The following is a 26,973-nucleotide window of genomic DNA, read 5'->3' on the forward strand; positions in this document are numbered from 1 at the left end:
GAGCGTTTGCACATGATCGTAAATGAACTGCATTTGCTCGGACATTTGTCCGATGGACTGCTTGCCGTCCTCTGCTTTCGCCGATGTTTTCTCAGCCCGGTGCGCCACTTCTTTCGTATGGAAAGCGACGTCGCTCAATGTTTGGGAAATATCATGCACGGACGCGGCGGTGGTGCGGACAGCATCGGCCTGCTCCTCCGCACTTGCCGCAAGCGTTTCCATCGTTGTCGCAATTTGCTCTGTCGCTTTCGTCGTCTGTTCGGCGACGGCGGCAAGCTGCTGAGAATATTGCGCTACTTCTTCGGCATGATGTTGGATTTGCCCCATCACACTTTGCCAAGCGTTTGCCATATCGTTTAACGACGCCGCAATCGGCCGCAGCTGCTGCACGCGATCAAGCGGTATGCGCACCGTCAAATCTCCGCCTGTCATCTTGCCTAAATGTTCGTTAATAACGGCAATCGGGGCAACAAACCGTCGATAGTTGAGCGTTGCCGAAACGAAGCCGAGCATCGCGCCAAACAGCACCGTAGCAACAAGCGTCCACCAAAATGCCGCCCCGCGAATGCCGTTGACCAGGCATGTGGCCATGCCGATCGCCGCTGTGCCAGGGATGACGATGAACATGGTGCGGATGATATAACTTGCTAATGACAAAACGCTCTCCTCCTTTTGCCATGATGCAAACACCTTTCTTATTTCTTTACCACATAAATAGATTCGTGAATGAACGTTCATTTTCCTTCCTAGCCCTAATCATGAATAGGGGTGGTTGCAAAGTTTTCTGATCTAACAAGGACCCGCTCAAAAACATCATGCTTTTGATCGCCTATAATCGGTGACGAAAATAAGAAAAGGCGCCCCGTTCGATTGGGGCACCACCTGTTGTTTTCCGCTTTACACCGCCGGTTTTTCCGTTGTCACATACGTCCCGGCAATAAAATCGTGAATCGACCGTTTGTCTTCTCTCGCCGCGACCATAATCGCACTAATGATGAGACCAATGCCGAACGTGATAAAGTATACGAGTCCGCCAACGAACGAGCGCAAAAACATCGTGCCGATGCCGACTTTTCCGCCGTTGACTTTCGCAATCCGGATGCCAAGCATCCGCTTGCCGACCGTATATCCGTACCAAACAGCCGGAACGATTAACGCGTAAAGGATGTTCGCTAATGACGTAAACCAGTTCGTTTCCCAACTGCCAGTGATGAAATAGCCGATGATCGAAATCGGAATACCGACGACAATCGCATCCAACAAGTTAGCCAACAGCCGCTTCCAAAATCCAGCCGGATTTGTCACCGCCATATGCCTTCCCTCCTGTTGCCTTTTCTATATTGTATTCTCCATTAACAGTATAATTGTCTTCATTTTACCGTAAATGGCGTATAAAAGAAAATCGGTTTTTTCGACATCACATCGATTTTTTGCTTCGATGCGGTGGTCCCTGCTGCACACGCTCAAGATGATGGAATCGATCTTCTTGCAGCAATTTCTTTAGCCCAGCTTCGCCACCACAGCCGAAAAATCGTCTGGAAGCGGCCCTTTTTGCGCAAAATGGCGGCGCAGATGGTCCAAAAGCACTTGCTCGTCCAATAAAATATGCGGCGCCAGCGCATCGCGGAACGCTTCAATCTTTTGCCGGACGGAACCCGTTTCCCCTTCGATCGCCCCGTCGGAATACAACACAAGCGTCGCCCCCGGCTCGTAGCGCAACCGGCCGCTGTCGACAAAAAGGCGCGGAAGCAGCCCGATCGGCGCGCAGCCGCGGTCCAACTCCGCCACCGTTCCATCCGGTTGGAACAAAAACCCCGGCGGATGGCCGGCTGATGCATATTCAATCATCCGTTCCTTGACATCCACCAGAACATATACGGCGGTGAAATAATACGTCATCCGCCCGTTTTCATGGTACAACTGGCGCATATGGCGGTTCAACTCGCGAAACACTTCCGTCGGAACGATCCCTTTGCGGATGACGCCGTTTAAGAGCGAGCGGACCGACATGCAAATGAGCGAAGCCGCTGCCCCATGACCCATCACATCCATTAAAAAAATGCCGTACCGCTGTTTGTCGATCGGATACCAGGCGTACATATCGCCACCCAGCTCCCGCGATGGGATGTACGTTCCGGCAATCTGGATTCCTTTGGCCGACAACGGCTTGCTCAACACGCGCTTTTGCACCTCGCGGGCCAGCCGCAAGTCATCTTTCATCGCTGCGATGTATAGGTTCTCGTAAGTTGGACCGGCAAATAAAAACAAGTAAAACGCGATTTCTCCATCATGGCCGGGCACAGCCCGCACCGTCGTCTGCCTGACATAGACCGAACCGTTTTTCCGCCGCCAGCGCACCCACCCCCTCCATTCTCCACTTTCCCCAGTGCTCGCTTGAATCACCTCATAAAGCCAGGCCTCGTAATAACCCGCGTAAAGCGTATGCAACGGCTGACCGACAATCTCTACATCATGACCAGTGATTTTTGTGAACGCCGGATTGACAAACTGAACGACAAACTGGCCATCGGTGACGAGCATCGCCTGTTCCATCGCTTTGTACACTTGTTCAGCGAGCTGTCGTTCATTCTCGTTTCGCTTTGCTTCTGTCAGATCAGCGACAAACCCGCTGACGAGCCTCACTTCCCCGAATTGATCAAGCACAGGAAACGTCCGTTCAAGCACCCAACGGACAGAGCCATCCCGCTGATTGATGATGCGATACGTCTGGGCGCCCGCATCCGCTCCTGAAAGAAGCGACCATTTTCTTTCCGCCTTGGCGCGGTCATCTGGGTAAGCCACCTTTGCCCATATGTCTTGATCGTGGTAAAAGTCGTCCGGAGGCAGGCCGTACAGCTGCTCGCATGATGACGAAATGAACAAGAGCCGCCTTCGTTCCGGCGTTGCGAGCCAATACACATAGTCGCCCGGCCCAACGAACACATTCATTTTTTCCAAGCCGAGAAGCAACTCCCGCCACGCGAGGTGGTCATAACGTTGAACATGTTCCCAAAACCCATCCACCATAGAACGTCATTCTCCACTGAAATAATCCATGGCTTCCTTCTCTGTGGCAAATAGTTTGATAAACGAAGAAAATTTGACAATATGGAAAATTTCTGCAAGCGACCCTTCCACTCCGGCAATGACCAACTCTTTTTGTCGGGCTCTCGCCTCCATGACGCTGTCAGCGATGACACCGAGTCCGGCGCTGTTTATGTAGTTGACCCCCTCCATGTTGACGATCAATTGATCCGCCTGTTTGTCCAGCAGCCTTTCCAGCGCTTGACGGAACGATTCGACGTTGTTTAAGGTAATATCTTCTGCCCATGTCAGCGCGCAAATTGCCCCTTGTCTCATCCTCATCTTGCTTCCTCCAATGGTCACTCATTTTTTTGCATTTGCACATGCAAAACAAGACGTTGTTTCCCGCTCGCTTCACGTATACATCGTCGACAATATGGGTGATCAGCTGCAGCCCTCTGCCGCGCGGCCCTGTGTTGACGACATCGGTTTGGGCTACGGAGAAGCATCCTCCTCGCTGTTTGACAATGATCATAAACTGTCTCGCTTCCATTTTCCAAAATATCCTAAATGGCAGTTTTCTCGTTTTTTGACAATATTCATACGCATTCGTGCACGCTTCCTCTGTCGCGAGCCGAAGAAAAAGGCAATCACGCGGCAAAAACCCCATTCTCTTCGCCAGTTCCTCGGTAATGTCCATCGCTTTTAAAATGTCCGCCGTTTTCATGATCGCCATCGTTCGGATCATGGTCCTGGGCTTCATCGGCATTTCCCCTATCTTTGTTATGCTTATACACCGGCCAAAGCAACATGGCAGCTTTTCCACTATCGCACGTTCCAGCGCTGGGGAAAACGGATTCGAATGCTATTTTTCTCCTTTATTGTTCCATCTATCGAAAAATAGTTCTTATTTACTACAATTCATTATAATACAAAATGGGGCTCATTCCAATTTCCTACATCCAAAAAAAAAGACATCATGGCACCCATCGTCCAATGATGTCCCCCTTAACGGCGCTGCCGGCGGTGGTTTAGTTGATACACAAGGGCAATCAACTGTGACCGATCGTTGACGCCAATTTTTTGAAAAATGTTTGTAATATGATTTTTCACGGTATGGACGCTAATGAACAGCCGTTCTGAAATTTCGCGATTGCTGCAGCCTTGAATGAGCAGCTCCAATACATCCATCTCCCGGGCCGTCAACTGCTTGGACAACATGTCGATATTGACCGTCCCATCATTCCCACCGTGAGCCTTGCCGCTGATCATCATCGCCCCAATCGCGGCCAACGCCGTCATATACACTTCCGCCTCTTTCGCTTCCCTTTCTTTCTTTATATGAACGGCGAGAACGCCATAGCGGCCATCGCTGACGAAAAACGGCACTTCCATCACCGATTTGCCCTCAACATCAAGCAGCGCCGGCACCTCGCTTTTCGCCTTCTCGCCGTGACAGCCATAGCGACGGCAGACATCATCCCGATAACGAACAGCCATTTCTACGTCCATCGCTCCTTCGCGGACAACGGCTGTTTGGCCATCGCTAGACCATACCACGCAGACGAAATCGCCGTAAGCGAGCTCCGCGGCAAATTCGGCCATCATCCGGATGATGTCTTCCTCCTTCTGCACCACACGCATGGCCCGTCCAATTTCCATCAACATCGACAGGCGCATCAAGTGGCGGTCCATTTTCATATCAACCTCTGTACATTTAGCCAGGAGCAGCCAATGTTGAACGAGGGCGGAACCGACCGAACGAAGCGCCGCCGGCAGTGAAGAGGACGCCTCGCTGCCGATCATGATCCATCCTTCCACTGCTTTCCCGTACGTCGCCGGATACGCAATCATCGCTTTCGGACGGATGCCATGGCGAACAAAAAAGGAAAAGCGTGGATCCAAAGCGGCATCTTGAACGTAAACCGAACGAAGCGGCGGCTCCGAAGACGAAAGCGGCGGAAACAACGCATCGATCATCTTGCCGCGCAGCTTTCCGGCCTTTTCCCCGCTTGCCGCCGCCACCATCCATCCTTGCGGACATTTGGCGATATACAACGCCATATCGACGCGTTCATCGAACGCCCGCAACTCAAAAAGCAGCTTGTCCACGTCCGCTAGGGCGGAGCTGTCCGCAACCACTGCTTCGAGCCGTTTTCCGTATTCACAGCATTGTTGCTTGCGGCGCTCGCCGCTGATTAATTCCCCGCATATGACCGCCATCTTTTCTATATCTTTTAACTTCGCTTCGACCGCCCGCGCCGGCAACGCCGCCACCTGTTCGATCGCTGACATCCATTCTCCAGTGTCCATCAGCGGTTGTTCGCAAATGAGCCATTTCGTTTCTTCCTCGATAAACACGCCTGCCCAAATCCAATATTCCGCCTTCTCATCGACAAACACGGGAGCGACGATGCTCTTCATGCCAAAACGCCCGACCGGCACGACCGATGGACGCTGCCATCCGTCCATGACAAGCTCCTGCGGGCAGAAAAACGATGGCGCTTCCCTTTTAGCGGCAAACAAAACGAACTCCGCCAACTCGGTCATATTCGATACTTTCGTCACGGGAGCGCCGTGATCATCGACGATCAGCATGCTCAACTCCGTCAATGCCGCGTATGCATCTTGAATATATTGCAACGATTCACGGATCACCACGCCTTCAACTCTCCTACAATACATTTTTATCCTTATCTATTATGGACAAACCATTTGCAAGAAATCAAGCATGAGCCCCCTCACAACAAAAATAAACCGGCGTGGGAGCCCTACGGACGACCCACGCCGGAACAAATCTTTTGAAACGGACAGAGGGCGACAAGCGCAGACCATTCGGAGAAAAGGCGTCACCAGTCAATGCGCAATTCAAGGGTGGCGAGGCAATCAGCCAGCTGCCGCTTAATCTCCGCCAATGCAACCTCCGTCTTGGCTTCTGCACGCAACACAAGAATCGGCTGGGTGTTCGACGGCCGCACCAACCCCCAGCCTTCCGGGAACTGGATGCGGGCGCCATCAACGTCAATAACCGGATAGCGGCCAGCGAACCGATTTTTCACCGCGGCAATGGCAGCCGCTTTTTTCTCTTCCGGGCAAGCAACTCGCGTCTCCGGCGTCGCCGCGTACCGCGGCACATCGGCAAACCACTCGGACAGCGGGCGCTCATCGTGCGACAGTAATCGAAGCAGGCGCCCAGCGGCGTACAGCGCATCGTCATAGCCGTAAAACTCATCATTGAAGAACAAATGACCAGACATTTCACCGGCAAATGGAATCTCCGGACGACGGCGCAACGTCGCTTTGACGTGCGAATGGCCGGTGCGATGGAAGAACGGTTTCCCGCCGAGCCGCTCAATTTCCTCAACAAGCGCTTGCGAACATTTCACTTCGACGGGCGCGTCGGCTCCCGGATGGCGCTTAAGAATCTCGCGCCAGAACAGCACCATCAGTTGGTCGCCCCAACGGATCGCACCCGTTTCATCCACAACCCCGATCCGATCGCCGTCGCCGTCAAACGCGATGCCAAGATCAGCCTGCTCCTTGCGCACCATCTCAATCAAGTCCGTTAAGTTCTCCGGCACGACCGGGTCCGGATGATGGTTCGGAAACGTCGGATCGGATTCACAGTAAAGCGGGACGACATCGCACCCCCATTCTTTGAGCACTTGTGGTGCAATGATCGATGGGGTGCCGTTGCCGCAGTCGACGACGACCTTCAGCTTGCGCGGACCGAGCTTAATTTTCTCCTTCAACATATTGATATATGCCGGAGCAAGGTCAAGCGTTTCCTCGCGCCCGCGCGCTGTTTCAGGACGCGGCTGTTCCTGGCTGAGCCGCTCCATCGCCCGCCGCAGCGCTTGGATGCGCTCGCCATAAATTGTCGTTTTTCCCATGGCAATTTTAAATCCGTTCTCATCCCCTGGGTTATGGCTGGCGGTGATGATCATGCCGCATGGAATATTCGTGTAGTATAAGCTGTAGTAAAACATCGGCGTCGTCGAAAGCCAATATCGACGACATCGCAGCCGCCATCGAGCAGCCCATCTTTGAGCGCCCGATGCAAGCCAGGCGATGACAGACGATTGTCATGACCGACAACCGCCCTCTTCTCGCCTTCCTTTTGCATCATGTCGGCAAAGGCCCGTCCGAGCCAATACGCGAACGACTCATCGAGCTCCTCACCGGCTCGTCCGCGGATGTCGTATTCTTTAAACACGTGTGCCGGCCATGCGAACGGTTTCGTTGTTGACGTATTCATCGACAACCACCTCCACCGAAATCGATTGAGCGATTGCTGCTGTTAACAAGTACGACAATGTTGACTCCGCCCCCCGATTCGGGTTCGGGCCGTTCGGGCCAAGCCCGTCGCAGCAACTGCCGTCGCTTGGGTCCGCAAGCGGCGCGTTGCCGTCGTTTTGTCCGTAAAACCAAGCGAGGCAGCGGCGGACGACGCCGCGATAACGCTCGTCGTCCGTTGCCCAATACGCTTCGCGCGCCGCCAAAGCGAGCTTCATCACATCAAGCGGCTGTTGATCCCAATCAGCGCGGTAGCGGCGGCTGCACCAGCCGCGGTTGCCGACCGGACGGATGACACCTCCCGGTCCGCTCATTTTTTCAATAAGGAAAGCAAGGCTTTTTTCCGCCACTTCCTTCACCTCATCCCGCGGCGCGCGCCGATATGCCGTCCAAAGCGCCCACGGCAGCACCCCGTTGGCGTACGTCAACTCCGGCTCATACCAATGCCAATCGTCGCCAGCATGCTCCCAATACGCCGCAAGCAGCCGCTCTTCAAGCCGTGCAGCCAAAGCTGCCACTTCCTCTTGATCGACGCCAAGCGGGCGTCCTTCTGTCAATAAGACGCCGCAAGTGGCCACCCCCCAGGCGACGCCGCGCAGCGAACGAAGCTCCCAAGCCGCCGGCATGGCCCGCCTCAACATGTCCGCAGCCGCCTCGCGCCGCGCCGCGTCATCCAATTGCCTATACGCGATCGCCGCCGCCCAAAACGACCGCCCGAAGCAGTCGTCTGACGGCGTTTCCTCTTCTTTTGTCCGGTCAAAGAAAAAGTTGTTATGGAACGTGCCATCATCGTTTTGCGCCCAAAGCAAAAAGGCCAAATATCGGTCAAGCAGGCGATACAGCCGCTCCTTCGTTTCTTGATCGTCGAGCAACGCCAGCCACTCGAGGCACGCCCATATGGCGCGGGCGTTGTCATCGGTCGAATACCCTTCGCGCCGCCGCGGAATGCGGCCGAGGCTATGCTCAAGCAACCCGGTGTCGTCAGTCATGCGCTCGAGATGGTCGAACTTAATGACTGACGGTGCCAATGGTCTTCACCTCCCCACGTTTCGCGGCGCACATGCGCGCAAACAAGGCGACATGCTGTTCGCCGACGCGCGGCCAATGCGTGTTTGCCCCGATTTGGCGCACCTTTTCCTCCCATCGCTTCAGCGCCGCCTCGTCGGCCAACAGCTGCCCGAGCCGCTCTTCCCAGGCGGTCGTATCGCCATACGGCAACAACAGCTCTTCACAACCTTGCAACAAATCGCGCGCATGCTCATACGGCGTCGAAACGACCGGACGGCCGACGCCGACCGCATAGGCAAGCGTGCCGCTTGTAATTTGCTGCATGCCCGGGTACGGGGTGACGTACAAGTCGCATGCCGTCAAATAATCAATCAGCTCTTCCTCGCTGAAATACCGGTCCTCCATGCGAACATGGCCATCGAGCCCGAGCCGATGAATCAACGCTTTCAGCTCATCGCGATACGCCTCCCCTTCCCGCTTTTTCACTTCTGGGTGCGTCTGTCCGGCAATGACATACAGCGCTTCCGGCACCTTGCGCACGACGCCCGGCAATGCGGCCAAGACCGATTCAATCCCTTTGCCGCGGCTTAGAAGCCCGAACGTCAACATCACTTTGCGGCCGCTGAATCCGAGGCGGCGGCGAAGCGAATCGCGATTTTCGCTGCTTGGGCCTGGAGCACCGTGCGGAATGTAGACAATTTTTTCTTCCGGCAAGCCAAACGCTTTGACCAAATACGGGATCGCCTGCCGGTTCATGACGATGATGGCGTCGCTTGCCGCAGCGATTTTTTCTTGAATCGGGCGGTACGGCAGCGGCGGTTCGGCAAACACCGTATGGAACGTCGTCACGAGCGGCTTTTCGAGCGCCGCGATGAAATCGAGAATGTATTCGCCCGCCTCGCCGCCGAAAATGCCAAATTCATGCTGCAGGACGACAACATCGATGTCGCTCTCATTCACCCGTTTCGCCATTTCGGCATACGCCGTGCGGTTTTGCGCCGGGAGCGGCCAATACGCCGGGTTGTGGCGATAGGCGTCATCGCCGTCGCTTTCGTTGTACAACACGATGACGCGGTCGCCATCGGACGGTCCGCGGACGCCGTCAATACTTTGCCGCAAATGTTCCGTAAACGTCGCCAGCCCGCACCGCCGCGGCGGATACGTGCTGACGTACGCGATTCGAATCATGCTTGCACCGCCTCCTTAAACTGGTTGATGATTGAATCCTCGAACACTTCTCCCGCCGTCGTCACCGTCCGGTAGCCGAAAATGCTGTTTTGCAACCGGCTGCGGTCGCGGATGACAGAGCGGTCCCAAACGATGGTTTGCGCGCAATGGACGCGGGCGCCGATTTGGCAGTGGTCACCGATGACCGCATTCGGGCCAATGACGGCCTGCGGACCGATTTTCACATGGTCGCCGATGAGCACAGGCGGCACAAACAAGACGCCAGACCCAATCTCCACGTTTTCACCGACAAACACGCCCGGTTGAATTTCACGTCCTTTGAGCGGAATCGGAAACTCCCGACGCAACGCATCCCAATGCACCTGGCGGTATCGTGCCGGCGTCCCCATATCACGCCAATATCCGTTGCTGACGATGCCATATACACCGACATTCTTCTCGATCAGCAGCGGGAATGTTTCGCGTTCAATCGACACTTCCCGCTCAGCCGGAATATAGCGCATCACGTCCGGCTCGAAAATATACATGCCGGCGTTGATGCGGTTCGATGGCGCTTCTTCCCGGCGCGGCTTTTCGACAAAGCGCAAAATTCTCCCGCTGTCGTCTTGTTCGACCACCCCATAGGAAGAAGGATCGTCTACTTCCGTTAAAACAATGGTCGCCAAACCGCCATGTTGACGATGGAAATCAAGCAGCGGGATCAATTGCGGCAAATGCACGATGTCGGCGTTAAACACGAGAAACCGTTCATCAAGCCAGCGCTCGGCGTTTTTGATCGCCCCAGCCGTTCCGAGCGGGAACGGTTCGAGCGCGTATGTAATCTTGACGTTCCAGCGCTTCCCATCTTCGAAATAGCGACGGATCACTTCTGAACAATGATGTGCAGCGATGACAAATTCGTTGACTCCTTGGTCGCGAAGATGAATGATGAGGTGCTCAAGCCATGGCCGATTCGCAATCGGGGCCATCGGTTTGGGGATGTTTTCGGTCAATGGACGAAGACGTGTGCCTAATCCTCCTGCCAGCAACAATGCTTTCATTTCGTCATCCCTCCATACGATTTTTTTCACAAAACTAGACACGATTCTTGATGGATGAACGAGAAAATGAAAGTGATTCATAGATTGCTAGCACTCGGCTGCGATGGTTGCTAATAATAATATACATAATATTCCTTCTGTTGCGCAAGCGAAATGATTGTCGGATGGTGTCGATGAGGAATGATTGATGCTTGCAAATTTCAAAACTTTCATTTTCTCGTTCTTCTTTTTCTTTGCGGTATAATGAACATCGTTAATGCTATATATATATGTGAGGGAGGAGGAGAATACGCATGATTTCTTCATTTTTCCGTTACCGTGTCGGCATCGCCGGTGCCGGCGCATTCGCTGAATTTCTCGCCGGCGCGCTCGCCCCGCTTCCTTCCTTCCATCTCGCCGCTGTCGCCGGGCGGACGGACGAAAAACGCCAGCGCGTCATCGACGCCTATCGCCGCCGTCAGCCGCAGGCGGGCGACGTGCGCGAATACCGCGAAGCTGAACAATTGATCGTTGACCCGCACGTTGACATCGTCATTCTCACCACCCCGCCGCATTTGCACGCCCCGCTTGCCGAGCGGGCGCTTGAGGAAGGAAAACATGTGCTCCTTGAAAAGCCAGGCGGCCTCACCGCCGAGGCGCTGCGGGCGAACATCCAGCTCGCCGCCCGCCAAAACCGGGCGTTGGCGGTCAATCTCGTCTTGCGCTACCATCCGCTCACAGAAGCTGTCAAGCAACTCATCCACCGCGCGCTTCTTGGCCCAGTGGACTACGCAAGCCTTCACAACGCGGCTCACCGCGTCGCGGAAGGCCATTGGTTTTGGGACGAGCGGCGAAGCGGCGGCATCCTGATCGAGCACGGCGTCCACTTTTTTGAAGTCGGTCGCGATTGGTTTGGCGAAGCGGTTTCCGCGCACGGATTCGCGTTAAGGGAAACAGACGGCACACGGCCGCGCGTCGGCGCTACGGTGATTCATGAAGGCAACGGACGGCGCATCCCCGTCCATTATTACCACGGCTTTACGATGGACCCTGCCGCTTCGGAATCGACGCACTGGGACATTCATACGGCACGCGGGCGCATCGTGCTTGAAGGCTGGATTCCGACGCAGCTGTCCGTCTCCGGCCTCGTCACTGACGAGGAGGCAGCCTGCATTGACGCCTGGCTTGACGCCATCCCGACAAAGCCGTCGGCTGACGCTATCGAACAACTGCAGCAAGCGGCCGACCGGCTGTTGCCGCCCACGGAACCTTCAGCCGCTCCGCGCCGCCCATACGAGCGCACTGTGTGCTCTCGGACCGCCACGGGTGGTACGAAGCGATCGCTCAAACGCGCTTTCTTGATTTTTGCCGTTTGATCGAAAACCCGAGCTGGCGCGTCCTCGTCACCGCCGAAGACGCCGCCGCCGACCTCTCCTTGGCCGAAACGTGCACCGTGACGGATAAAGCAGTCGACCCACTTGACATCCGCTAACTGCTGACACCAAAAGAGCCTGGTGCGGCCACATGGCAAACGGCCGCAACCAGGCTTTCTTCACCTCAATCGTCGATAGATCTCGGTCTCATCAGAACGTCCAAAACACCCTTCTGCGCTTCCCCCTCAACCAACAACGCCTCAACAGTCGGAATGTCCGCCGGCGCCCACTCAAGCGAGCGCAATGCTTGAAGCGGCACCCACCGAAGCTCAGCATGCTCCCGCGCCCGCGGCTCCCCATCGACTAAGCGGGCTTCATACGTCCGCAAATGCACGATGGCGTGTTCATACTCATGGAACACATCAGCCAACAACTCACCGACCGAAATGGTGCAGCCAAGCTCCTCGCGAATTTCCCGAACTAAAGCGTCTTCGGGCCGCTCCCCCTCTTCCACTTTGCCGCCCGGAAACTCCCACACGTTGGGCAGCGACATGTTCGGCGCGCGCAACGCACATAACACATCCCTCTGTTCATTGAAGATGGCTGCCCCGACAACATGAATGACCCGTTTCATTCATGACCCGCCCTTCTCATCCATATACGCCATTTTAGCAAAAACCGTCTCGCTTTCCAAAACAGTGGAACCCCTTTAGTCGTTATGTTAACTTTAAAGAAGAGCAGAACCTTTTCACCAGGTGCTCCGTATTCTCAACTGAAATCGCTGACAAGGGGGAGAACGTGTTGTTCAAAAAACTGTTAAGTTCGATCGGCATCGGTGCCGCCACTGTTGATACGAAGCTCGCCAAAGCGCAATATGTCCAAGGCGAAACCGTCGAAGGGGTTGTCGACATTCGCGGCGGCAGCGTCGAACAGCACATTGATGAAATTTATTTGGCATTAGTCACAACGTACATCCGCGAAATCGATGATAAGAAATTTGAAGAAAAAGCCGTGCTGGCGCGCTACAAAGTGAGCGGCCCGCTGACGATCGCGCCGAACGAAACGAAAACGATCCCGTTTCAATTCGCCTTGCCGTACGACGTACCGGTCACGCTCGGTTCTTCGCGGGTATGGCTGCAAACCGGCCTTGACATTAAAATGGCGCTCGACCCGCAAGACCGCGACTATCTCACCATCGAGCCGCACCCGCTTGTCGCCGCGTTTCTCGAGGCGGCCCGCCAATTAGGTTTCCGCCTTCGCCATGTGCAATGCGAACAAGCGCCGCGCTATTGGCAACGGCGGCTGCCGTTTGTCCAAGAGTTTGAATTCAAGCCGGCAAGCGGACCGTTTAAAGGCCGACTTGACGAACTGGAGGCCATTTTCTTTGTCTCCGAGCATGGGGTTGAAGCCATTTTAGAGATTGACCGCAAAGCGCGCGGGTTTGCTGGATTGCTTTCCGAGGCGCTTGATATGGACGAAACGCTTGTCCGGTTCACCTATGGGCCGAGCGATGTCGCTTCATTGGCGCAACGGTTGGCGAATGCAATTAGCCGGTATAGCTGAGCTAAAAGGGGCAAAAAACGAAGGGGCCACTCGGCCCTTTTGTACTATGTGCTATACGGATGCAGTGAAAAGCTTGTCTATCTTCCCTGCAGTCGACCCAACTGTTCTGCAAAAACCACATTACTACAATTTCAAATTGCACCACACACTCCTTTTGTTTTATTTTGATTCATACGGCTAGGATTCAGTGAGCTTTTTGCTTTGCAACCGATGTCAGCCCCATCGCGGCTGGCTTCTTTTTCGACCTTGCCATAAGCGCAAAAGGCAATGCAACGTTTGGATAATTCAAACTATTCTAATATAACAATCTATTCGTTAATCACTAATATTCATGCTAAAATAGTGTTTGTTCACCACTGGAAAACACTTGTGCATGTACGGTGAATTTCATTCTTGATCATCCATGAGTGTCAGGAGGAACGTTATGAAGCAACTCATTGTAAGGTGGAATCAGCTTAGCCTTGTCAGACGTATCCTTGTCGGTATCATCATCGGGATTGTCCTCGCCATGGCCGTCCCGGAATCAACAAAATGGGTGTCCATTTTTGGTTCCTTGTTTGTCAGCGCTCTAAAGGCCGTCGCACCCGTATTGGTGTTCTTTCTCGTGGTCTCCGCCATTTCCCGCCATCAAAGCGGCCAAAAAACAAATATCCAACACATTCTTGTCCTATACGGGGCCAGCACGTTCTTAGCCGGTCTTACCGCCGTCGTGGCCAGCTTCATCTTTCCGGTTCATTTATCTTTAGCTGAAGGGATGAAAGATATCTCTCCCCCTAGCGGCATAACAGAGGTACTTCAGTCATTGTTGCTTAATATTGTTGATAACCCTATTCATGCACTGATCAATGCGAATTATATCGGTATCCTGACTTGGGCGGTGCTGCTTGGTATCGCATTAAGACCTGCGCCGGAGACGGTCAAAAACGTCATCGCCAGTTTTTCTGACGCCATTTCAAACATTGTCACATGGGTCATCAATTTGGCACCCATCGGAATCATGGGGCTTGTTTTTGACGCGATGGTCACCAACGGGCTTTCCGCTTTCATCGAATACGGAAAGTTATTGGCCGTTCTTCTTGGGACGATGTTTTTCGTGGCATTCGTCATGAATCCGCTGATTGTCTTTGTGAACATTCGCCAAAATCCGTACCCGCTCGTGTGGAGATGCATTCGGGAAAGCGGAATAACCGCCTTCTTTACGCGCAGCTCGGCCGCAAACATTCCGGTGAATATGAATTTGGCTGAAAAACTCGGATTAAACAAAGATACGTATTCGGTCTCGATCCCTCTCGGTGCAACGATTAATATGGCTGGCGCCGCCGTTACGATTTCCGTGTTGACGCTTGCTGCGGTTCACACATTGGGGATTGAAGTCGATCTAGGTACAGCGCTGATTCTTAGCATTCTTTCCACCATCGCCGCTGCAGGGGCATCCGGCGTCGCGGGCGGCTCGCTTCTCCTTATCCCGTTGGCATGCAGTTTGTTTGGCATCCCAAATGATATTGCCATGCAAGTAGTAGGGGTTGGTTTTATCATTGGCGTGTTGCAAGATTCATGTGAAACGGCCCTGAACTCCTCTTCCGATGTTCTTTTCACCGCAACAGCGGAATATGCGAAGAGACGCAAAGAAAAAACCGCCGTCATCATCGAAGCTGAATTTCATGCAAAACGAGCGGGTGGCAACTGAAACCCTTCTTGTATAAAGCCCGTTTCCCTCTCACTTGGGGGGAACGGGCTTTTCCTGATTTATGATGATTTGACAAGCAACGCACAGCACTCGACATGCGCCGTATGCGGAAACATGTCCACCGGTTGGACAGTTTTCAACACATAGCCGAACGGGGCTAGCTCCGCAATATCAGCCACAAACGTCTCCGGATTGCAGGAGACATACACCACCCGCTTTGGTTGCGCCCGGCCGATTTTGCGCATCACTTTTCCGCCTGCGCCAGAACGTGGAGGATCCAAAAGCAGCAGCTCCGGCCGCCCGAACTGCTCCAACACGTCATCAATCCCGCGCCGCGCATCCCGTGCCAAAAAGTACGTATTGTCAACGCCGTTGTCTTTCGCGTTTCGTTTCGCCGACTCGATCGACGTTTCCACAATTTCAATGCCCGCCAACGCCTTCACCCGCTTGGCGAACGGCAAGGAAAACGTGCCGACTCCGCAGAAGAGATCGATCATTTTCTCATGGGGCTTGGGCTCGCCCATCTCCAACGCCAGTTCAACCAATTTGGCCGCCTGCACCGGGTTCGTTTGGAAAAACGTATCAAACCAAAGACGGTAGCGGAACCCGCACAATTCATCGTAAATGAAATCCCGTCCGGCCAGCACGTGCGTTCGTTCCGCCTGGGTGCGGTCGGCCCACGCCCGATTCTCCAGCCAAAGCAAACTTTTCACGTCTGGGAGCGCCTTCGTGACCCGCTCCGTCAAATCAGCCGCCGCTTCTTTCAACTCCCCTTCCGGCGCCTCGGTCGCAAAGAGCGCCACCATCACCTCTCCTGTCGCAAACGACTCGCGCACCATGACGTGGCGAAGCAGCCCTTCATGGGTGTCTTTGTGATACCCAGGCAGCTGATGATCGCGCGCCCAACGCGCCACTTCCATAGCGGCTTTGACGATCTTCTCGCCGGCAATGAGACATGTCTCCAACGAAATCACTTGCCGGAAATTCCCTTGCTCGTGCAGTCCAAGCAGGCCCTCAGGAGAGAACGTAAACTCCATTTTATTGCGGTAATGCCACGGATGTTCCATCCCGATCGTCTCGCGCACAACGTCCGGATCAAATCCGTGCTGGGCAAGCAGCGCCTTCACCTGTTCGGTCTTATGCCGCAGCTGTCCCTCATAGCGCCAGTGCTGCCAGACACAGCCGCCGCAGCGGTCAAAGTGCGGACACGGCGGATCGAGCCGCTCTGGATGCCGCTCGATCACTTCTTCCACTCGGGCATGGGCCCTCCGGCGTTTCGGCCAATCGATCAAAACCCGCACCTTTTCACCAGGAAGCGTGGACGGAACAGTGAGTTTGAGCTTTTTTCTCCTCCCTTCTTCTTCCTGCCAAACGACCGCTTGTCCCGCTCCTTTTTTATCCAACTGATGAATGTCCGTAATGAACGATTGTTTTCCGCTGTCTGTCAATGTCTTTCCTCCTTCCGAGATGAACGATGTTGTCACCCTTTATGTATTGTACACGATCAGTGGACGAATCCAAAGAAACTTCGCGCAGGGGAAAAGATTGGGAATGAAAAGCATTGGAAGACGCATTGGAAGACGGAAAAACGGAATTCACGAGAACATCCGCCGGAAGCCCACTGCTTTAGCTGTGGGAGGAAGGCGGGGTTTATATTTTCAGTATATATTGAATTTTTCGTTCAATATAAGTACACTGGATTTAGAAAGGTAGGTGAATCAAGAATGCTCTGCACTCTCAAGATTAAATTAATGCCAACTCTTGAACAGTTTCATGCGCTGCTGGAAACAATGAAACGGTTTAACCAAGCATGCAACTATATTAGCGAGATTGCTTTTCGCTCCAGAACCTTTTCCAAAACGAAAATCCAGCGGCTTTGCTACTATGACGTCAGGGAAAAATTTGGCCTCTCTGCCAAATGACCGTTCGTGCCATCGGCAAAGTGTCGGAAAGCTATCGTTTGGATAAAAAAACCTTGCATAACTTTAAAGAAACCGGTGCCATCGTGTATGATGAAAGAATCCTGTCCTTTAAAGGGTTAGAGTATGCTTCCATCCTTACCTTGCAAGGAAGAATGGAAATCCCTATGGTCATTAGCCGCTACCATCAAGGTTTGCTGTGTGGCAACCGTGTTCGGGGTCAAGCCGATTTAGTCCTTCAAAACGGTATTTTTTATTTACTGCTCGTGGTGGACGTTCCCGAAGGCCAGCCCAATTCCGAAAACGGATTTATCGGTGTGGACCTTGGCATCATTAATATCGCCGTCGATAGCACCGGTGAGGTATTTTCCGGCTCGAAGGTCAACGGGCTGCGCCGCCGCCATGCGAAACTTCGCGCCAAACTCCAAAAGAAAGGCACCAAGTCAGCGAAACGCCTGCTTAAAAAGCGTTCCAAGAAGGAAAAACTATTTGCCCGTGATGTGAACCACTGCATTAGCAAGAAGATTGTTGAAAAGGCAAAGGCACTCGGATGCGGCATTGCCCTTGAAGATTTAAAGGGCATCCGCCAACGCACCGAGAAAACGGTTAAAAAGCAACAGCGTCGTCAACACTCTTCTTGGTCTTTTTATCAGTTGAGAAAGTTTATTGAGTATAAAGCGGCGATCGCTGGCGTGCCGGTGGTATTGGTTCATCCAAAAAATACTTCCCGCACCTGTCCGGTTTGCGGACATGTGGCCAAAGAAAACAGACCGTCAAGGGATCAGTTTTGTTGTCGAGCTTGTGGGTACGCTGCCCCTGCCGACAACGTGGCTGCGGAAAACATCCGCAGGGCTGCTGTCAACCAGCCGAACGCGGCAGCCAATTAGGCTAGTTGCAAGCCCACGGCTTTAGCCGTTGGGTAGTTGACACAGTCGTTCGCAAGATTATGGATGACGGGTGGGAGAACATTGTCAACCAAAAACTTCCCGCATATCTCGAAGGATAAACGAACCGTTTCCGCGCCGAAGCACGATGTGTTTCACGCCATCGCCGATCCAATCCGCCGCCAGATGTTGCAGATGCTCGCGGACAACGAATTGTCGATTGCCGCGATTGCCAAATCCTTCCCGATCAGCCGCACAGCTGTCAATAAAGCAAGGTTGGGCAGCTGTCGGAAAACGGGACGTGAAACAAGGTACAGGCTGGAGCCCGAACCTCTCGTCGAACTGAAAACGTGGCTTTCCTTCTTTGAAGGGTATTGGGATGAACGGCTTGCGGCTCTCAAGCGTGTGGTGGAAGCGGATGAGGAGCCATCATAATGGCAAAATCGCATGAATTCACAGGGGTCAAGATGGTTCGAGGATGCCCATCCTAGAGAATGTCTAACGAAAGTGTTCCTTAATCCATATAGATGATGATGAAAAAAGGGTGTCCCGCTGCATCCGGGACACCGTCGACTCCAACCAATCAACCTGTTACAATGCCTTCTCTTTCTTTTCTTCCCATCTCTTATATCCATTTTCCCAGAATTCCGCATTCTTGATTCCGTATTTCGACGCGTTGAACTCCGGATCTTTCCCTTGCTTCAGCTGTTCTTCGTAATCTTTCAAGGCCATATAGGCCGGTTTAAATAACAACAAGATCGCAATCAAGTTGAGCCACACCATGATGCCAAGCCCGATGTCGCCCATCGCCCACGCCGTCGTCGCCGTTTTGACCGTTCCATAGAACGTGGCCGCCAAAAAGATGAGCTTCAAGGCAAAGAAGGCCGTTCCCCTCTTTTCACTGCGCACCAAATAGGCGAGGTTCGTCTCGGCAATATAGTAATACGCGTACATCGTCGTAAACGCGAAGAAGAACAGAGCGATCGCAATAAAGGCCGACCCGAATCCCGGGAAGAGCGTGTCCACCGCCGCCTGCGTATACCCTGCGCCCGGTTCCACCCCTTTCAAATGCTCGACAATCGTCTCTCCCGTTTTTTCATTGATCACATTGTATTGACCTGTAAACAAAATCATCAGCGCCGTCGCCGTCACGACCAAGAACACATCCAAATAAATCGAAAACGCCTGCACAAGCCCCTGCTTGGCCGGGTGGGACACTTCCGCCGCCGCTGCCGGGTGGGCGCCCGTCCCTTGCCCCGCTTCATTCGCATAAAGGCCGCGTTTGACCCCCCACATCACCGCCGAACCAAGAATGCCGCCAAACACTTGATCAGCGCCAAACGCGCTTTTGAAAATCAAACCAAACACATCCGGGACTTTCTCAATATTGGCCGCAATAATGGCAATCGCGACCAACAAATAGCCAACTGCCATAAACGGCACGACAATTTCCGCCGTTTTCGCGATCCGCTTCACTCCGCCAAAAATCGTAAAGCCAAGAACGGCAATCACGAAAATTCCCGTCACCAATTTCGGAATGCCAAACGCATTCGAAAAGCTGTCGGCAATCGAGTTTGCTTGAATTCCCGGCATCAGCACCGCCATCGAGAGAATGATCGCCGCGGCGATCACCACCGCAAACCATTTCCAGCCAAGGCCTTTTTCAATGTAGAACGCCGGACCGCCGCGGTATTGTCCGTCTTGTTCCTCTTTATAAATTTGCGCCAGCGTCGACTCGACATACGCGGTCGCCGCTCCGATAAAGGTGATCACCCACATCCAAAAGACCGCGCCCGGCCCCCCGTACGCAATCCCCGTCGCCGTCCCGGCCACGTTCCCGACGCCGATGCGGCCGGACAACGACATCGTCAACGCCTGGAAAGAAGACACCCCGGCCTCAGAGCTTTTCCCCGTCGTCACAAGCCGGACCATCTCTTTCACATGGCGGATTTGCAGGAAACGGGTGCGAATGCTAAAATACAAACCGCAACAAACAATGAATGCAATCAAAAAAGGACTCCATAGCCACCCGTTCACCGTTTCTACAAGCTTTTCAATCAACCCAATCCCTCCTATGCCAGCTGATTATTTTTGTTGTACAACACACAACTTAAATAATATTATAAATATTACACATTTCAGCTTCAATAATTTTTTTCATATATCATTCTTTTCTGCATTTTCTTTATATTTCCTGCGCTTGTCCTCGTGTAGAAAAATGAACGACTTTCTTCGCTTTTTTAAAAATAACTTTGAAGCCCAAAAATGATAGATGAGGCAAGACAGAGAAATCCGCCTCGAACGGTCCCCTAATGCCAGTCCTTGAGGCCTTGAGCGCGAGCCCCATCTCCCCCAATGATCCCCATCTGAATCGCCGCAAACGCAAAGCCGAACACACAGAACAGCGTGTTCGGCTTTGGCTGTTGTTACATATAGCCGATGAGAAACACGACAAAACCGGCCAATCCGACCGATGCGACGAAGAGGCCAAAGGCGATCCGTTTCGCGGCTTTGCTCTTTTGGACAACACCATACACGAACAACACGATCGACATGACCAACAAAAGCAAAATGAGAGACGAAATGCTCACGTTCAGCGCTCCTTATCGTGCACTGCCCCTAGGAAAGACAGCGTTTTTCCATCCGTGCCATCATGGCCGTGATTCATCCATCCCCAATAGAACCACTTCTCGGTTGATGACATCCACCGCTCACGCCCCCGCAATTTCTTCCGAATTTCGGTTAATCTCATCGATAATGCGAATGATCCTCCGCGCGTCATCCATGTTGTCTTGAAAGAGTTCAACAATGCTGCCGACGGTTTTGAACGGTTCTTCCTGCAGCACCCGCTTGTCCATGACTCCATTTTTCACAAAGTAATCGATGATCAATTTGACAAAACGGCTTTGTTGGATGTTCAACCGTTCGCTTGATAAAAATTCGGAAAACGCTTCGTTGGCGGCCTGTGGGTCAAGGCCGACGATTTGGCGGACGAGTTTTGTAATCGGTGTGTCTCCGAATTCTCTTTTATAATCTTCCTGTGTGCCAAGCTCATTCCAAAGAATATGCTCCAACGTTTTTAAGTCTTGGACTGTTAGCTTTTTATTATTTCGCAACTTGTAAATGGTCATCTGGTCGCGGTGTTCGTGCAGATAATGTTCAACCTTTTTCCGATAATTTTTCAGATCATTGACATTAAACATCGGACCGTTTTCTTTGACCTCTAAGACTTGGTCTTTAAAGTTCGTATAGTAAATTTTTTGCGTTTCTTTTTCAAGGAATTTCACTAAATCACGCAACGCTTCGCGAACGGCTTCCAATTCGAAAATATCGGCTTCGATCCAAAACTCTTCCGTCTGCACCTTTTCGATGATATATTTTTGTTCCATCACTTGAGGAATCGAACCGAGTTTCGACAATGCCTCTGCAGTACGAATCACACTCCGAATTGGCTTCGTCGCATTTTTCGTTTGCAGTTTTGCCAACTCAATCGTGTACATGAGTAAATCAAAACGTTTCGCAAATTCATCATCATTCAACGGAACAATCAGCGGCGAAATATGTTCTTTGATTTCATTAACATCTATCGCCGTTAAGGAGTCCCATTTAGTCCGGTTTTTAAACTTGTGTACGTATTGAATATGTTGGCGTACGCGGAAGTTTTCTTCGTTTAACTTATTGATTTCCGCTAGCACCTCGTCAATCAATTCATTGCGATAGGCAATATACTCTTCTTCTTGGTATTGTAAATGCTGAAGCTCCTTAATGATATCGACTTTGGCGTTAAACAGGCGCTCGGTTAAACTTTCCACCGCTTTTCCTTCGATTCCTTTTGGATTTTCGCGGAAAAACTCAAAGTTGCCGCAATAATCAAAAATAAGGAAATGCGTTTTATCTTGCCCGACTCCGAATAAGTCTTTGCATAAACGGGTTCCGCGCCCAATCATTTGCCAAAACTTTGATTTGGAGCGCACTTTCTTGAAGAACACAAGGTTGACGACTTCCGGAATATCTACTCCCGTATCGAGCATATCGACCGATACCGCAATTTGCGGCCATTTGTTACGGTCGGAAAAATCATCGATTAAGGTTTGGTAGTAGTTCACGCTGTAATCAATGACCCGTGCAAAGCCGCCCTTGTATTCAGGGAACAATTGATCAAAGCGCTCCACAATCCGTTCCGCATGGCGATGGTTTTTCGCAAAAATAATCGTTTTGCCGAGTTTGTCTCCGCCTTCGACGCGAATTCCTTTTTCCATTAAATCTCTCAGTACCGTATCAATCGTATCATCGTTGAACAGCCATTCGTTTAACGCGGTACTGTCAATATCCTCGCCTACTTCATCATCAAACGTTTCTTCATACCGCTCTTTTTCTTCATCCGACAACTCATCGTAATGAATGCCCTCTTCCAAAAATTTAAGCTTTGTTTCAATAGTTCGGTAATCGACTAAATAGCCGTCTTGCACCGCCTGGTCCAACTCGTACGCATACGTCGGCACGCCGTTTTCCAAATCAAACACTTCATACGTATTGCGGTCAATTTCATCTTTTGGCGTGGCGGTAAGCCCAAGCAATATCGCGTCAAAATAGTCAAAAATAGCCCGATATTTCTTATAAATACTGCGGTGGGATTCATCGACGATAATTAAATCAAAATGCCCGACGGTAAAGAGGCGTTTGCCGTCTTTTCGCTTCGCTTCGTCAATCGCGTTCATCATCGTCGGGTACGTCGAAAACACCATGCGGCTTTCCTCTGGATTGTCTTTGTTATCGAGCAAATTGCAAAGCGTCAAGTTCGGCAACAAATGGCCAAAGCTATTTTTCGCTTGCGTTACCAGCGTTTTGCGGTCCGCTAAAAACAAAATATTTTTTACCCAATTATGACGGGTAAGAACATCGACAATCGAAATCGCCGTCCGGGTTTTGCCGCTCCCCGTCGCCATGACAAGCAATGCTTTGCGCCGTTTGTTCTCAAGCGCGTCACATACGGCTAAAACCGCTTCTTTTTGATAATAGCGATTCGTAATGTTGTCATTGATTTGCACATTTCGCAACGGCCGCTTCATCGTCCGTCGATCAATAAGCAAGCTTAATTCTTCCTTATTGTAAAAACCGGAAACTCTCCGCGCCGGATAGTTAAGGTCGTCCCAAATATACGTTTCAAAACCGTTTGTGTAAAAAATAATCGGACGTTGACCGTGCATTTTCTCAATGCAGTCGGCGTACAATTTCGCCTGTTGCTTTCCTTTGTTCGGGTCAGCGGTTGTCCGTTTCGCTTCGATAACCGCAAGCGGCTTCCCGTTGTCGCCAAAAAGGACGTAATCGACATAGCCGACTCCTTCTTGATTTGGCATGCCAACGACAGGGTATTCCACAATAACGTCCTTTTTAAATTCCCAACCAGCAAGCTTCAAATCTAAATCAATATATTTCTTTCTTGTTTCCCATTCGCTCAGTTCATCCACTTGGAAGTGATACTCTTTTGTATTCGCTTCCCGTTTGGCGGTAAGAAGAGCGCGGAGCTGTTCGTTTTCTTTCATCATTTCCTCAAGACGCTTGTCTTTGGAACTTAGCCGTTCGTATAAATCTTTCAATTCTTCTGGACGCTCGCGCTTTTCCTCGCCGATTGGCAGCAATGATTCGTCAAAGTCCGTAGCCGTATATTCATCGGAATAACAATAATCAATCCAAGACACAAACTGATGAAGATGATGCAGGGAAAGAATCGCTTCTTCCCTCGTAATCATCGAGTTCGTATGAACCGCGACATTTCCCAGTTTGACAATGTAACGCAACAACGGCAACAAGTCTTCATCAATAATGGACAAAAAGACGTTGTCATGAATCAAACTGGAAAGATTATCTTGATACGGAACTTTCAATGCGCTGTCAAAACTGTACACCCACTTCACCGCGAGCTCCAGCGCGCGGCGCGTCAAAATCGCGCACGTCGCCGGACTCACAACTAAACTTTTCTCCGCCTCTAAACACGCATTCGTAAAGTTCTCATAATGAGGTTTTCCTATTAAAAAATGAAAGTTGGATAACAACAAACACCCCTCCCTTGACCAGCACGAATTCCTTTTACACTTACTAATCGTTAAATAATTCTCCCTTAAACGCCCTTTGCATGAGGGAGTTGAAATTTTTTTTCTAGCTCTCTCAAGCTCTTGTGAAGAATTGACTTCTGGGAATCAATTTTTTTTACTATTTCAGAAAATTTGTCTTGCAAATCTCTTGGCGGCAACGGAATTTCCATATTTCTTATATCCGTTAAAGACAAGAACTTTTGTGTTCCTCCACGTTTATTTTTATTGAGAATATAATCAAGATAATGTGAATCCAGTAAATATTTTAGGTATATATTGACCACAAGAGGATTATTAAATTTTATTAATGCTACATTCTTTATCGCAAAATTTGGCTGTTCATCAACAATAATTGGATTTCCGATTGTACCAATCATCGGCATAATAATATCTCCCACATCAACCTTAGACCTCTTATTAATATTTATAAAGTCTTCTTCCGAGATGTAGTTTACATTACTTAAATCTATTTTCCCGTTTTTAATATTTTTAGAAGTTACTAAAGGATAACCGTTTGGAACATACTTAGGCGAATCGTGTGTTCCATCCCTTACATCTGCAATATCTTTAAGTGGTCGTCTCTCCCATGTTTTATTGGTAACAGGATCCCCAAACATCTCCAAAAACACACTTTGCGTTAATTGATCTAACGCTTCAATTTGAGCTTTTCGTTTGTCGATAAGTTCTTGGGCTTTCAACAAAACAGCACTAATCTTTTTTTGTGTCTCAAGAGAAGGCATAACAACCGGTATTTGTTTAATTTTCCCTAGACTTAAAGCCGGCTGAGCAGTCTTAGATGCATTTTTCTTCAAATAATTGACAACTGTATCAGATCTTAACCAAAAGAGTAAATAGTTTTTATCAACTTTACTATAATCAATAGAAACTTTTGCTAAGTTAGCTGGGATAATAGCAAAAGGGTACCCGTTTAAATCAGTTACTTCTGCTGAATAACCAATTGAACCTATTTTTACAAATAATATATCTCCTACTTCAACTTTACTTCTAATTAATTCCTGCGCTTTTTGAGGAGTTATATATCTTATATCTGAAAAATTAAATTGAAAGTTACTAATATTTTTCCCCTGTAAAACGGGTATCCCATCATCAACGTAATCTTTTACTTTTAATGCCGATCCGAAGGGACCATCAACAATTGCATTTTTGCTATTAACAGCAATATCTTCTAACTTTAATACTTTATATTTAGTCCTTATCATTTGATCATTCCTTCCAGCTCAACAATACCCTCTCTAATTTCTTCTTCCAGTACCTTAATTCTTTTAATTATTTCCATAGGCGCTTCATACTCCACTTCTTCATACTCAATCTCTTTATACTTGTTAATCGAAAGGTCATAGTCGTTTTCACGAATTTCTTCCACCGGAACAAAGAACGACTGCTCCGTGCGCTTCCGTTCTTTTTCCGCTTCACGGTTATGGAATCGTTCAATGATGTCCGGAATATCGTTTTCTTCAATCGGGGTGCGCTTGTCGTCCAACGAGTAGCCATCGGCTTTCATGTCGTAAAACCAGACGTGATCTGTTCCGCCGACGCCCGTTTTCGTGAAAATCATAATCGCTGTCGATACGCCCGCGTATGGTTTAAACACGCCGCTTGGCATAGAAATAATCGCTTCCAACTTATGATTTTCAACGATTTCTTTACGGATGTCTTTATGCGCTTTCGAGCTGCCGAACAATACCCCGTCCGGCACGATGCACGCGCAACGTCCGCCTGTTTTTAAAATGCGTAAGAATAATGCCAAAAATAAAAGTTCGGTTTTCTTTGTCTTTACAACTTTTAACAAATCATTTGAAACTGCATCATAATCTAATGAACCTTTAAAAGGCGGATTGGCAAGGACAAGGGTGTATTTGTCCTTATCTTTGTTTTGTTCCGATAAGGAGTCGCGATATTCGATATTCGGATTTTCAATGCCATGGAGCATCATGTTCATCGCACCGATGCGCAACATCGTGCGGTCCATATCAAAACCGTAGAACATATGGTTATTAAAATGCTCTTTTAAACTTTGCACTAAAAATAAGTCACTGCGATGTTTGCGCAAATATTCGCCCGCCGCCACCAAAAACCCCGCCGACCCCGCCGCCGGGTCGACGATGATGTCTTCCGGCGTCGGTTTCATCAGTTCGACCATCATGTGAATGATATGACGCGGGGTGCGGAATTGGCCGTTCGTGCCTGCGGTGGCGATTTTCGATAACAAATACTCGTACAAATCGCCTTTCGTATCGCGGTCTTTCATCGGAATGCGGTCAATGCCGTCGACGATTTTGACGAGCATTTGCGGCGTCGGGATCATGAAAATGGCGTCGCCCATATATTTTGCATAGGCCGATTCCCGATTGCCGTGCAAGTTTTTGATGAACGGAAACACTTCATTGGACACGACATCGTACATATGGGCGGCTTCAAAATGTTTGAATTTGCTCCAGCGCAAGTGTTGCTTATCGGGAGGAAAGATGCGTTCCGATTCAATGCCGAGCAGCGCATCCTCCTGCTCGCGCTGTGTTTCGACTTCATCCAAGCCTTTGATGAACAATAAGTAGGTAAACTGTTCAATGACCGTCAGCGGGTTCGTAATGCCGCCTGTCCAAAACGTTTCCCATATTTTATCGACTTTATGGCGCAATTCGCCTGTGAGCATGTATCTATGTACCTCCTTGTGATTTCCAATCTCCATTATATACGGTTTTCGGTACAAAAGGGGAAGAAAAATACGTTTTATACCGGTTGACGCTCAGAAAGACGGAGAATGGCTTTCTTTGTGGAACAAAGAAACTCCCACTGTGCTTTGTTATGAAGCGGGAGTCGTTCACCATAACCGTTCGAGGAACACTTGCAAGTGTTGTGGATTCTCAATAGGATGGATCTCATCCAGCCCCCAGTTTTGCAG

The 26,973-nt window shown here is 50.7% G+C and carries 19 protein-coding genes and 4 pseudogenes; 5 read left to right on the top strand and 18 right to left on the bottom strand.

The window, feature by feature from the left end; translation table 11 throughout:
• The 11 genes and pseudogenes from I656_RS08320 to I656_RS08285 all read right to left on the bottom strand — a co-directional run.
• The coding region (locus I656_RS08320; protein ID WP_033005554.1) for a methyl-accepting chemotaxis protein at positions 1-657 on the bottom strand (657 nt) is incomplete at its 3' end.
• A gap of 240 nt (positions 658-897) precedes the next feature.
• Positions 898-1,311 carry an RDD family protein gene (locus I656_RS08315; RefSeq protein WP_015373893.1) on the bottom strand — a complete coding sequence of 138 codons (414 nt, stop codon included), beginning with the start codon at positions 1,309-1,311 and terminating at the stop codon, positions 898-900.
• A gap of 189 nt (positions 1,312-1,500) precedes the next feature.
• Positions 1,501-3,027 carry a PP2C family protein-serine/threonine phosphatase gene (locus I656_RS08310; RefSeq protein WP_020754985.1) on the bottom strand — a complete coding sequence of 509 codons (1,527 nt, stop codon included), beginning with the start codon at positions 3,025-3,027 and terminating at the stop codon, positions 1,501-1,503.
• A gap of 6 nt (positions 3,028-3,033) precedes the next feature.
• Entirely contained in the window at positions 3,034-3,366 is a 333-nt protein-coding gene (locus I656_RS0115510; RefSeq protein ID WP_033005556.1) for an STAS domain-containing protein, read from the bottom strand.
• Between the two features lie 100 nt (positions 3,367-3,466).
• Positions 3,467-3,751, bottom strand: a pseudogene (locus I656_RS19150) (ATP-binding protein); the annotation flags it as partial.
• The gene (locus tag I656_RS19155) at positions 3,675-3,836 is read right to left on the bottom strand and encodes a hypothetical protein (protein ID WP_223810967.1); all 162 of its coding nucleotides are present in this window, start codon (positions 3,834-3,836) and stop codon (positions 3,675-3,677) included. The gene I656_RS19155 and the pseudogene I656_RS19150, both read right to left, overlap by 77 nt.
• Positions 3,837-4,032: 196 nt before the next feature.
• Positions 4,033-5,685 carry a helix-turn-helix transcriptional regulator gene (locus tag I656_RS19825; protein WP_033005559.1) on the bottom strand — a complete coding sequence of 551 codons (1,653 nt, stop codon included), beginning with the start codon at positions 5,683-5,685 and terminating at the stop codon, positions 4,033-4,035.
• A 188-nt stretch (positions 5,686-5,873) separates the two neighbouring features.
• Positions 5,874-7,282: pseudogene (locus I656_RS08300) on the bottom strand (phosphomannomutase/phosphoglucomutase).
• Positions 7,233-8,348: a hypothetical protein gene (locus tag I656_RS08295; RefSeq protein ID WP_020754991.1), complete on the bottom strand. Its 1,116-nt coding sequence runs from the start codon at positions 8,346-8,348 to the stop codon at positions 7,233-7,235. Before I656_RS08295 ends, I656_RS08300 begins: the two are co-directional and overlap by 50 nt.
• Positions 8,329-9,516 carry a glycosyltransferase family 4 protein gene (locus I656_RS08290; protein ID WP_020754992.1) on the bottom strand — a complete coding sequence of 396 codons (1,188 nt, stop codon included), beginning with the start codon at positions 9,514-9,516 and terminating at the stop codon, positions 8,329-8,331. Before I656_RS08290 ends, I656_RS08295 begins: the two co-directional genes overlap by 20 nt.
• Positions 9,513-10,556 carry an NDP-sugar synthase gene (locus I656_RS08285; protein WP_033005560.1) on the bottom strand — a complete coding sequence of 348 codons (1,044 nt, stop codon included), beginning with the start codon at positions 10,554-10,556 and terminating at the stop codon, positions 9,513-9,515. The genes I656_RS08290 and I656_RS08285 overlap by 4 nt, the downstream gene beginning before the upstream one ends.
• A 293-nt stretch (positions 10,557-10,849) precedes the next feature.
• Here I656_RS08285 and I656_RS08280 point away from each other — a divergent pair.
• A pseudogene (locus I656_RS08280) lies at positions 10,850-12,027 on the top strand (Gfo/Idh/MocA family protein).
• A gap of 65 nt (positions 12,028-12,092) precedes the next feature.
• Here I656_RS08280 and I656_RS08275 read toward each other — a convergent pair.
• Positions 12,093-12,542, bottom strand: coding sequence for a (deoxy)nucleoside triphosphate pyrophosphohydrolase (locus tag I656_RS08275; RefSeq protein ID WP_020754997.1), 450 nt, complete (start codon positions 12,540-12,542; stop codon positions 12,093-12,095).
• A gap of 164 nt (positions 12,543-12,706) precedes the next feature.
• Between I656_RS08275 and I656_RS08270 the strand changes: the two genes are divergently transcribed.
• Both I656_RS08270 and sstT read left to right on the top strand, forming a co-directional pair.
• Positions 12,707-13,471, top strand: a complete 765-nt coding sequence (locus I656_RS08270) for a sporulation protein (RefSeq protein WP_020754998.1) — start codon at positions 12,707-12,709, stop codon at positions 13,469-13,471.
• Between the two features lie 424 nt (positions 13,472-13,895).
• Positions 13,896-15,158, top strand: a complete 1,263-nt coding sequence (gene sstT, locus I656_RS08265; RefSeq protein WP_033005564.1) for a serine/threonine transporter SstT — start codon at positions 13,896-13,898, stop codon at positions 15,156-15,158.
• Between the two features lie 59 nt (positions 15,159-15,217).
• Here sstT and rlmD read toward each other — a convergent pair whose 3' ends face one another.
• Entirely contained in the window at positions 15,218-16,606 is a 1,389-nt protein-coding gene (rlmD, locus tag I656_RS08260; RefSeq protein WP_033005568.1) for a 23S rRNA (uracil(1939)-C(5))-methyltransferase RlmD, read from the bottom strand.
• Between the two features lie 276 nt (positions 16,607-16,882).
• On the opposite strand from rlmD, the pseudogene I656_RS08255 reads away from it, so the two are divergent.
• Together I656_RS08255 and I656_RS08250 are read left to right on the top strand one after the other, a co-directional pair.
• Positions 16,883-17,964 (top strand): annotated as a pseudogene (locus I656_RS08255) (RNA-guided endonuclease InsQ/TnpB family protein).
• 81 nt (positions 17,965-18,045) lie between these two features.
• Positions 18,046-18,396 (top strand): helix-turn-helix transcriptional regulator, encoded by a 351-nt coding sequence (locus tag I656_RS08250; protein WP_050572306.1) that lies wholly within the window; start codon positions 18,046-18,048, stop codon positions 18,394-18,396.
• 156 nt (positions 18,397-18,552) lie between these two features.
• On the opposite strand, the gene I656_RS08245 is transcribed toward I656_RS08250, so the two are convergent.
• The 5 genes from I656_RS08245 to I656_RS08230 form a co-directional block, all read right to left on the bottom strand.
• Complete coding sequence (locus I656_RS08245) at positions 18,553-20,022, bottom strand: sodium:alanine symporter family protein (RefSeq protein WP_020755003.1); 1,470 nt, start codon at positions 20,020-20,022, stop codon at positions 18,553-18,555.
• 365 nt (positions 20,023-20,387) lie between these two features.
• Complete coding sequence (locus I656_RS18635; RefSeq protein ID WP_015373875.1) at positions 20,388-20,552, bottom strand: hypothetical protein; 165 nt, start codon at positions 20,550-20,552, stop codon at positions 20,388-20,390.
• Positions 20,553-20,672: 120 nt separating this feature from the next.
• A complete protein-coding gene (locus I656_RS08240) occupies positions 20,673-24,014 on the bottom strand; it encodes a DEAD/DEAH box helicase family protein (RefSeq protein ID WP_033005574.1) in 3,342 nt (1,113 codons plus the stop codon).
• A gap of 65 nt (positions 24,015-24,079) precedes the next feature.
• Positions 24,080-25,273, bottom strand: a complete 1,194-nt coding sequence (locus I656_RS08235) for a restriction endonuclease subunit S (protein ID WP_020755005.1) — start codon at positions 25,271-25,273, stop codon at positions 24,080-24,082.
• The gene (locus tag I656_RS08230) at positions 25,270-26,724 is read right to left on the bottom strand and encodes a class I SAM-dependent DNA methyltransferase (RefSeq protein WP_013144208.1); all 1,455 of its coding nucleotides are present in this window, start codon (positions 26,722-26,724) and stop codon (positions 25,270-25,272) included. Before I656_RS08230 ends, I656_RS08235 begins: the two co-directional genes overlap by 4 nt.
• Positions 26,725-26,973 lie beyond the last annotated feature (249 nt).

Source organism: Geobacillus sp. WSUCF1, from assembly GCF_000422025.1.
Lineage (GTDB): Bacteria > Bacillota > Bacilli > Bacillales > Anoxybacillaceae > Geobacillus > Geobacillus zalihae.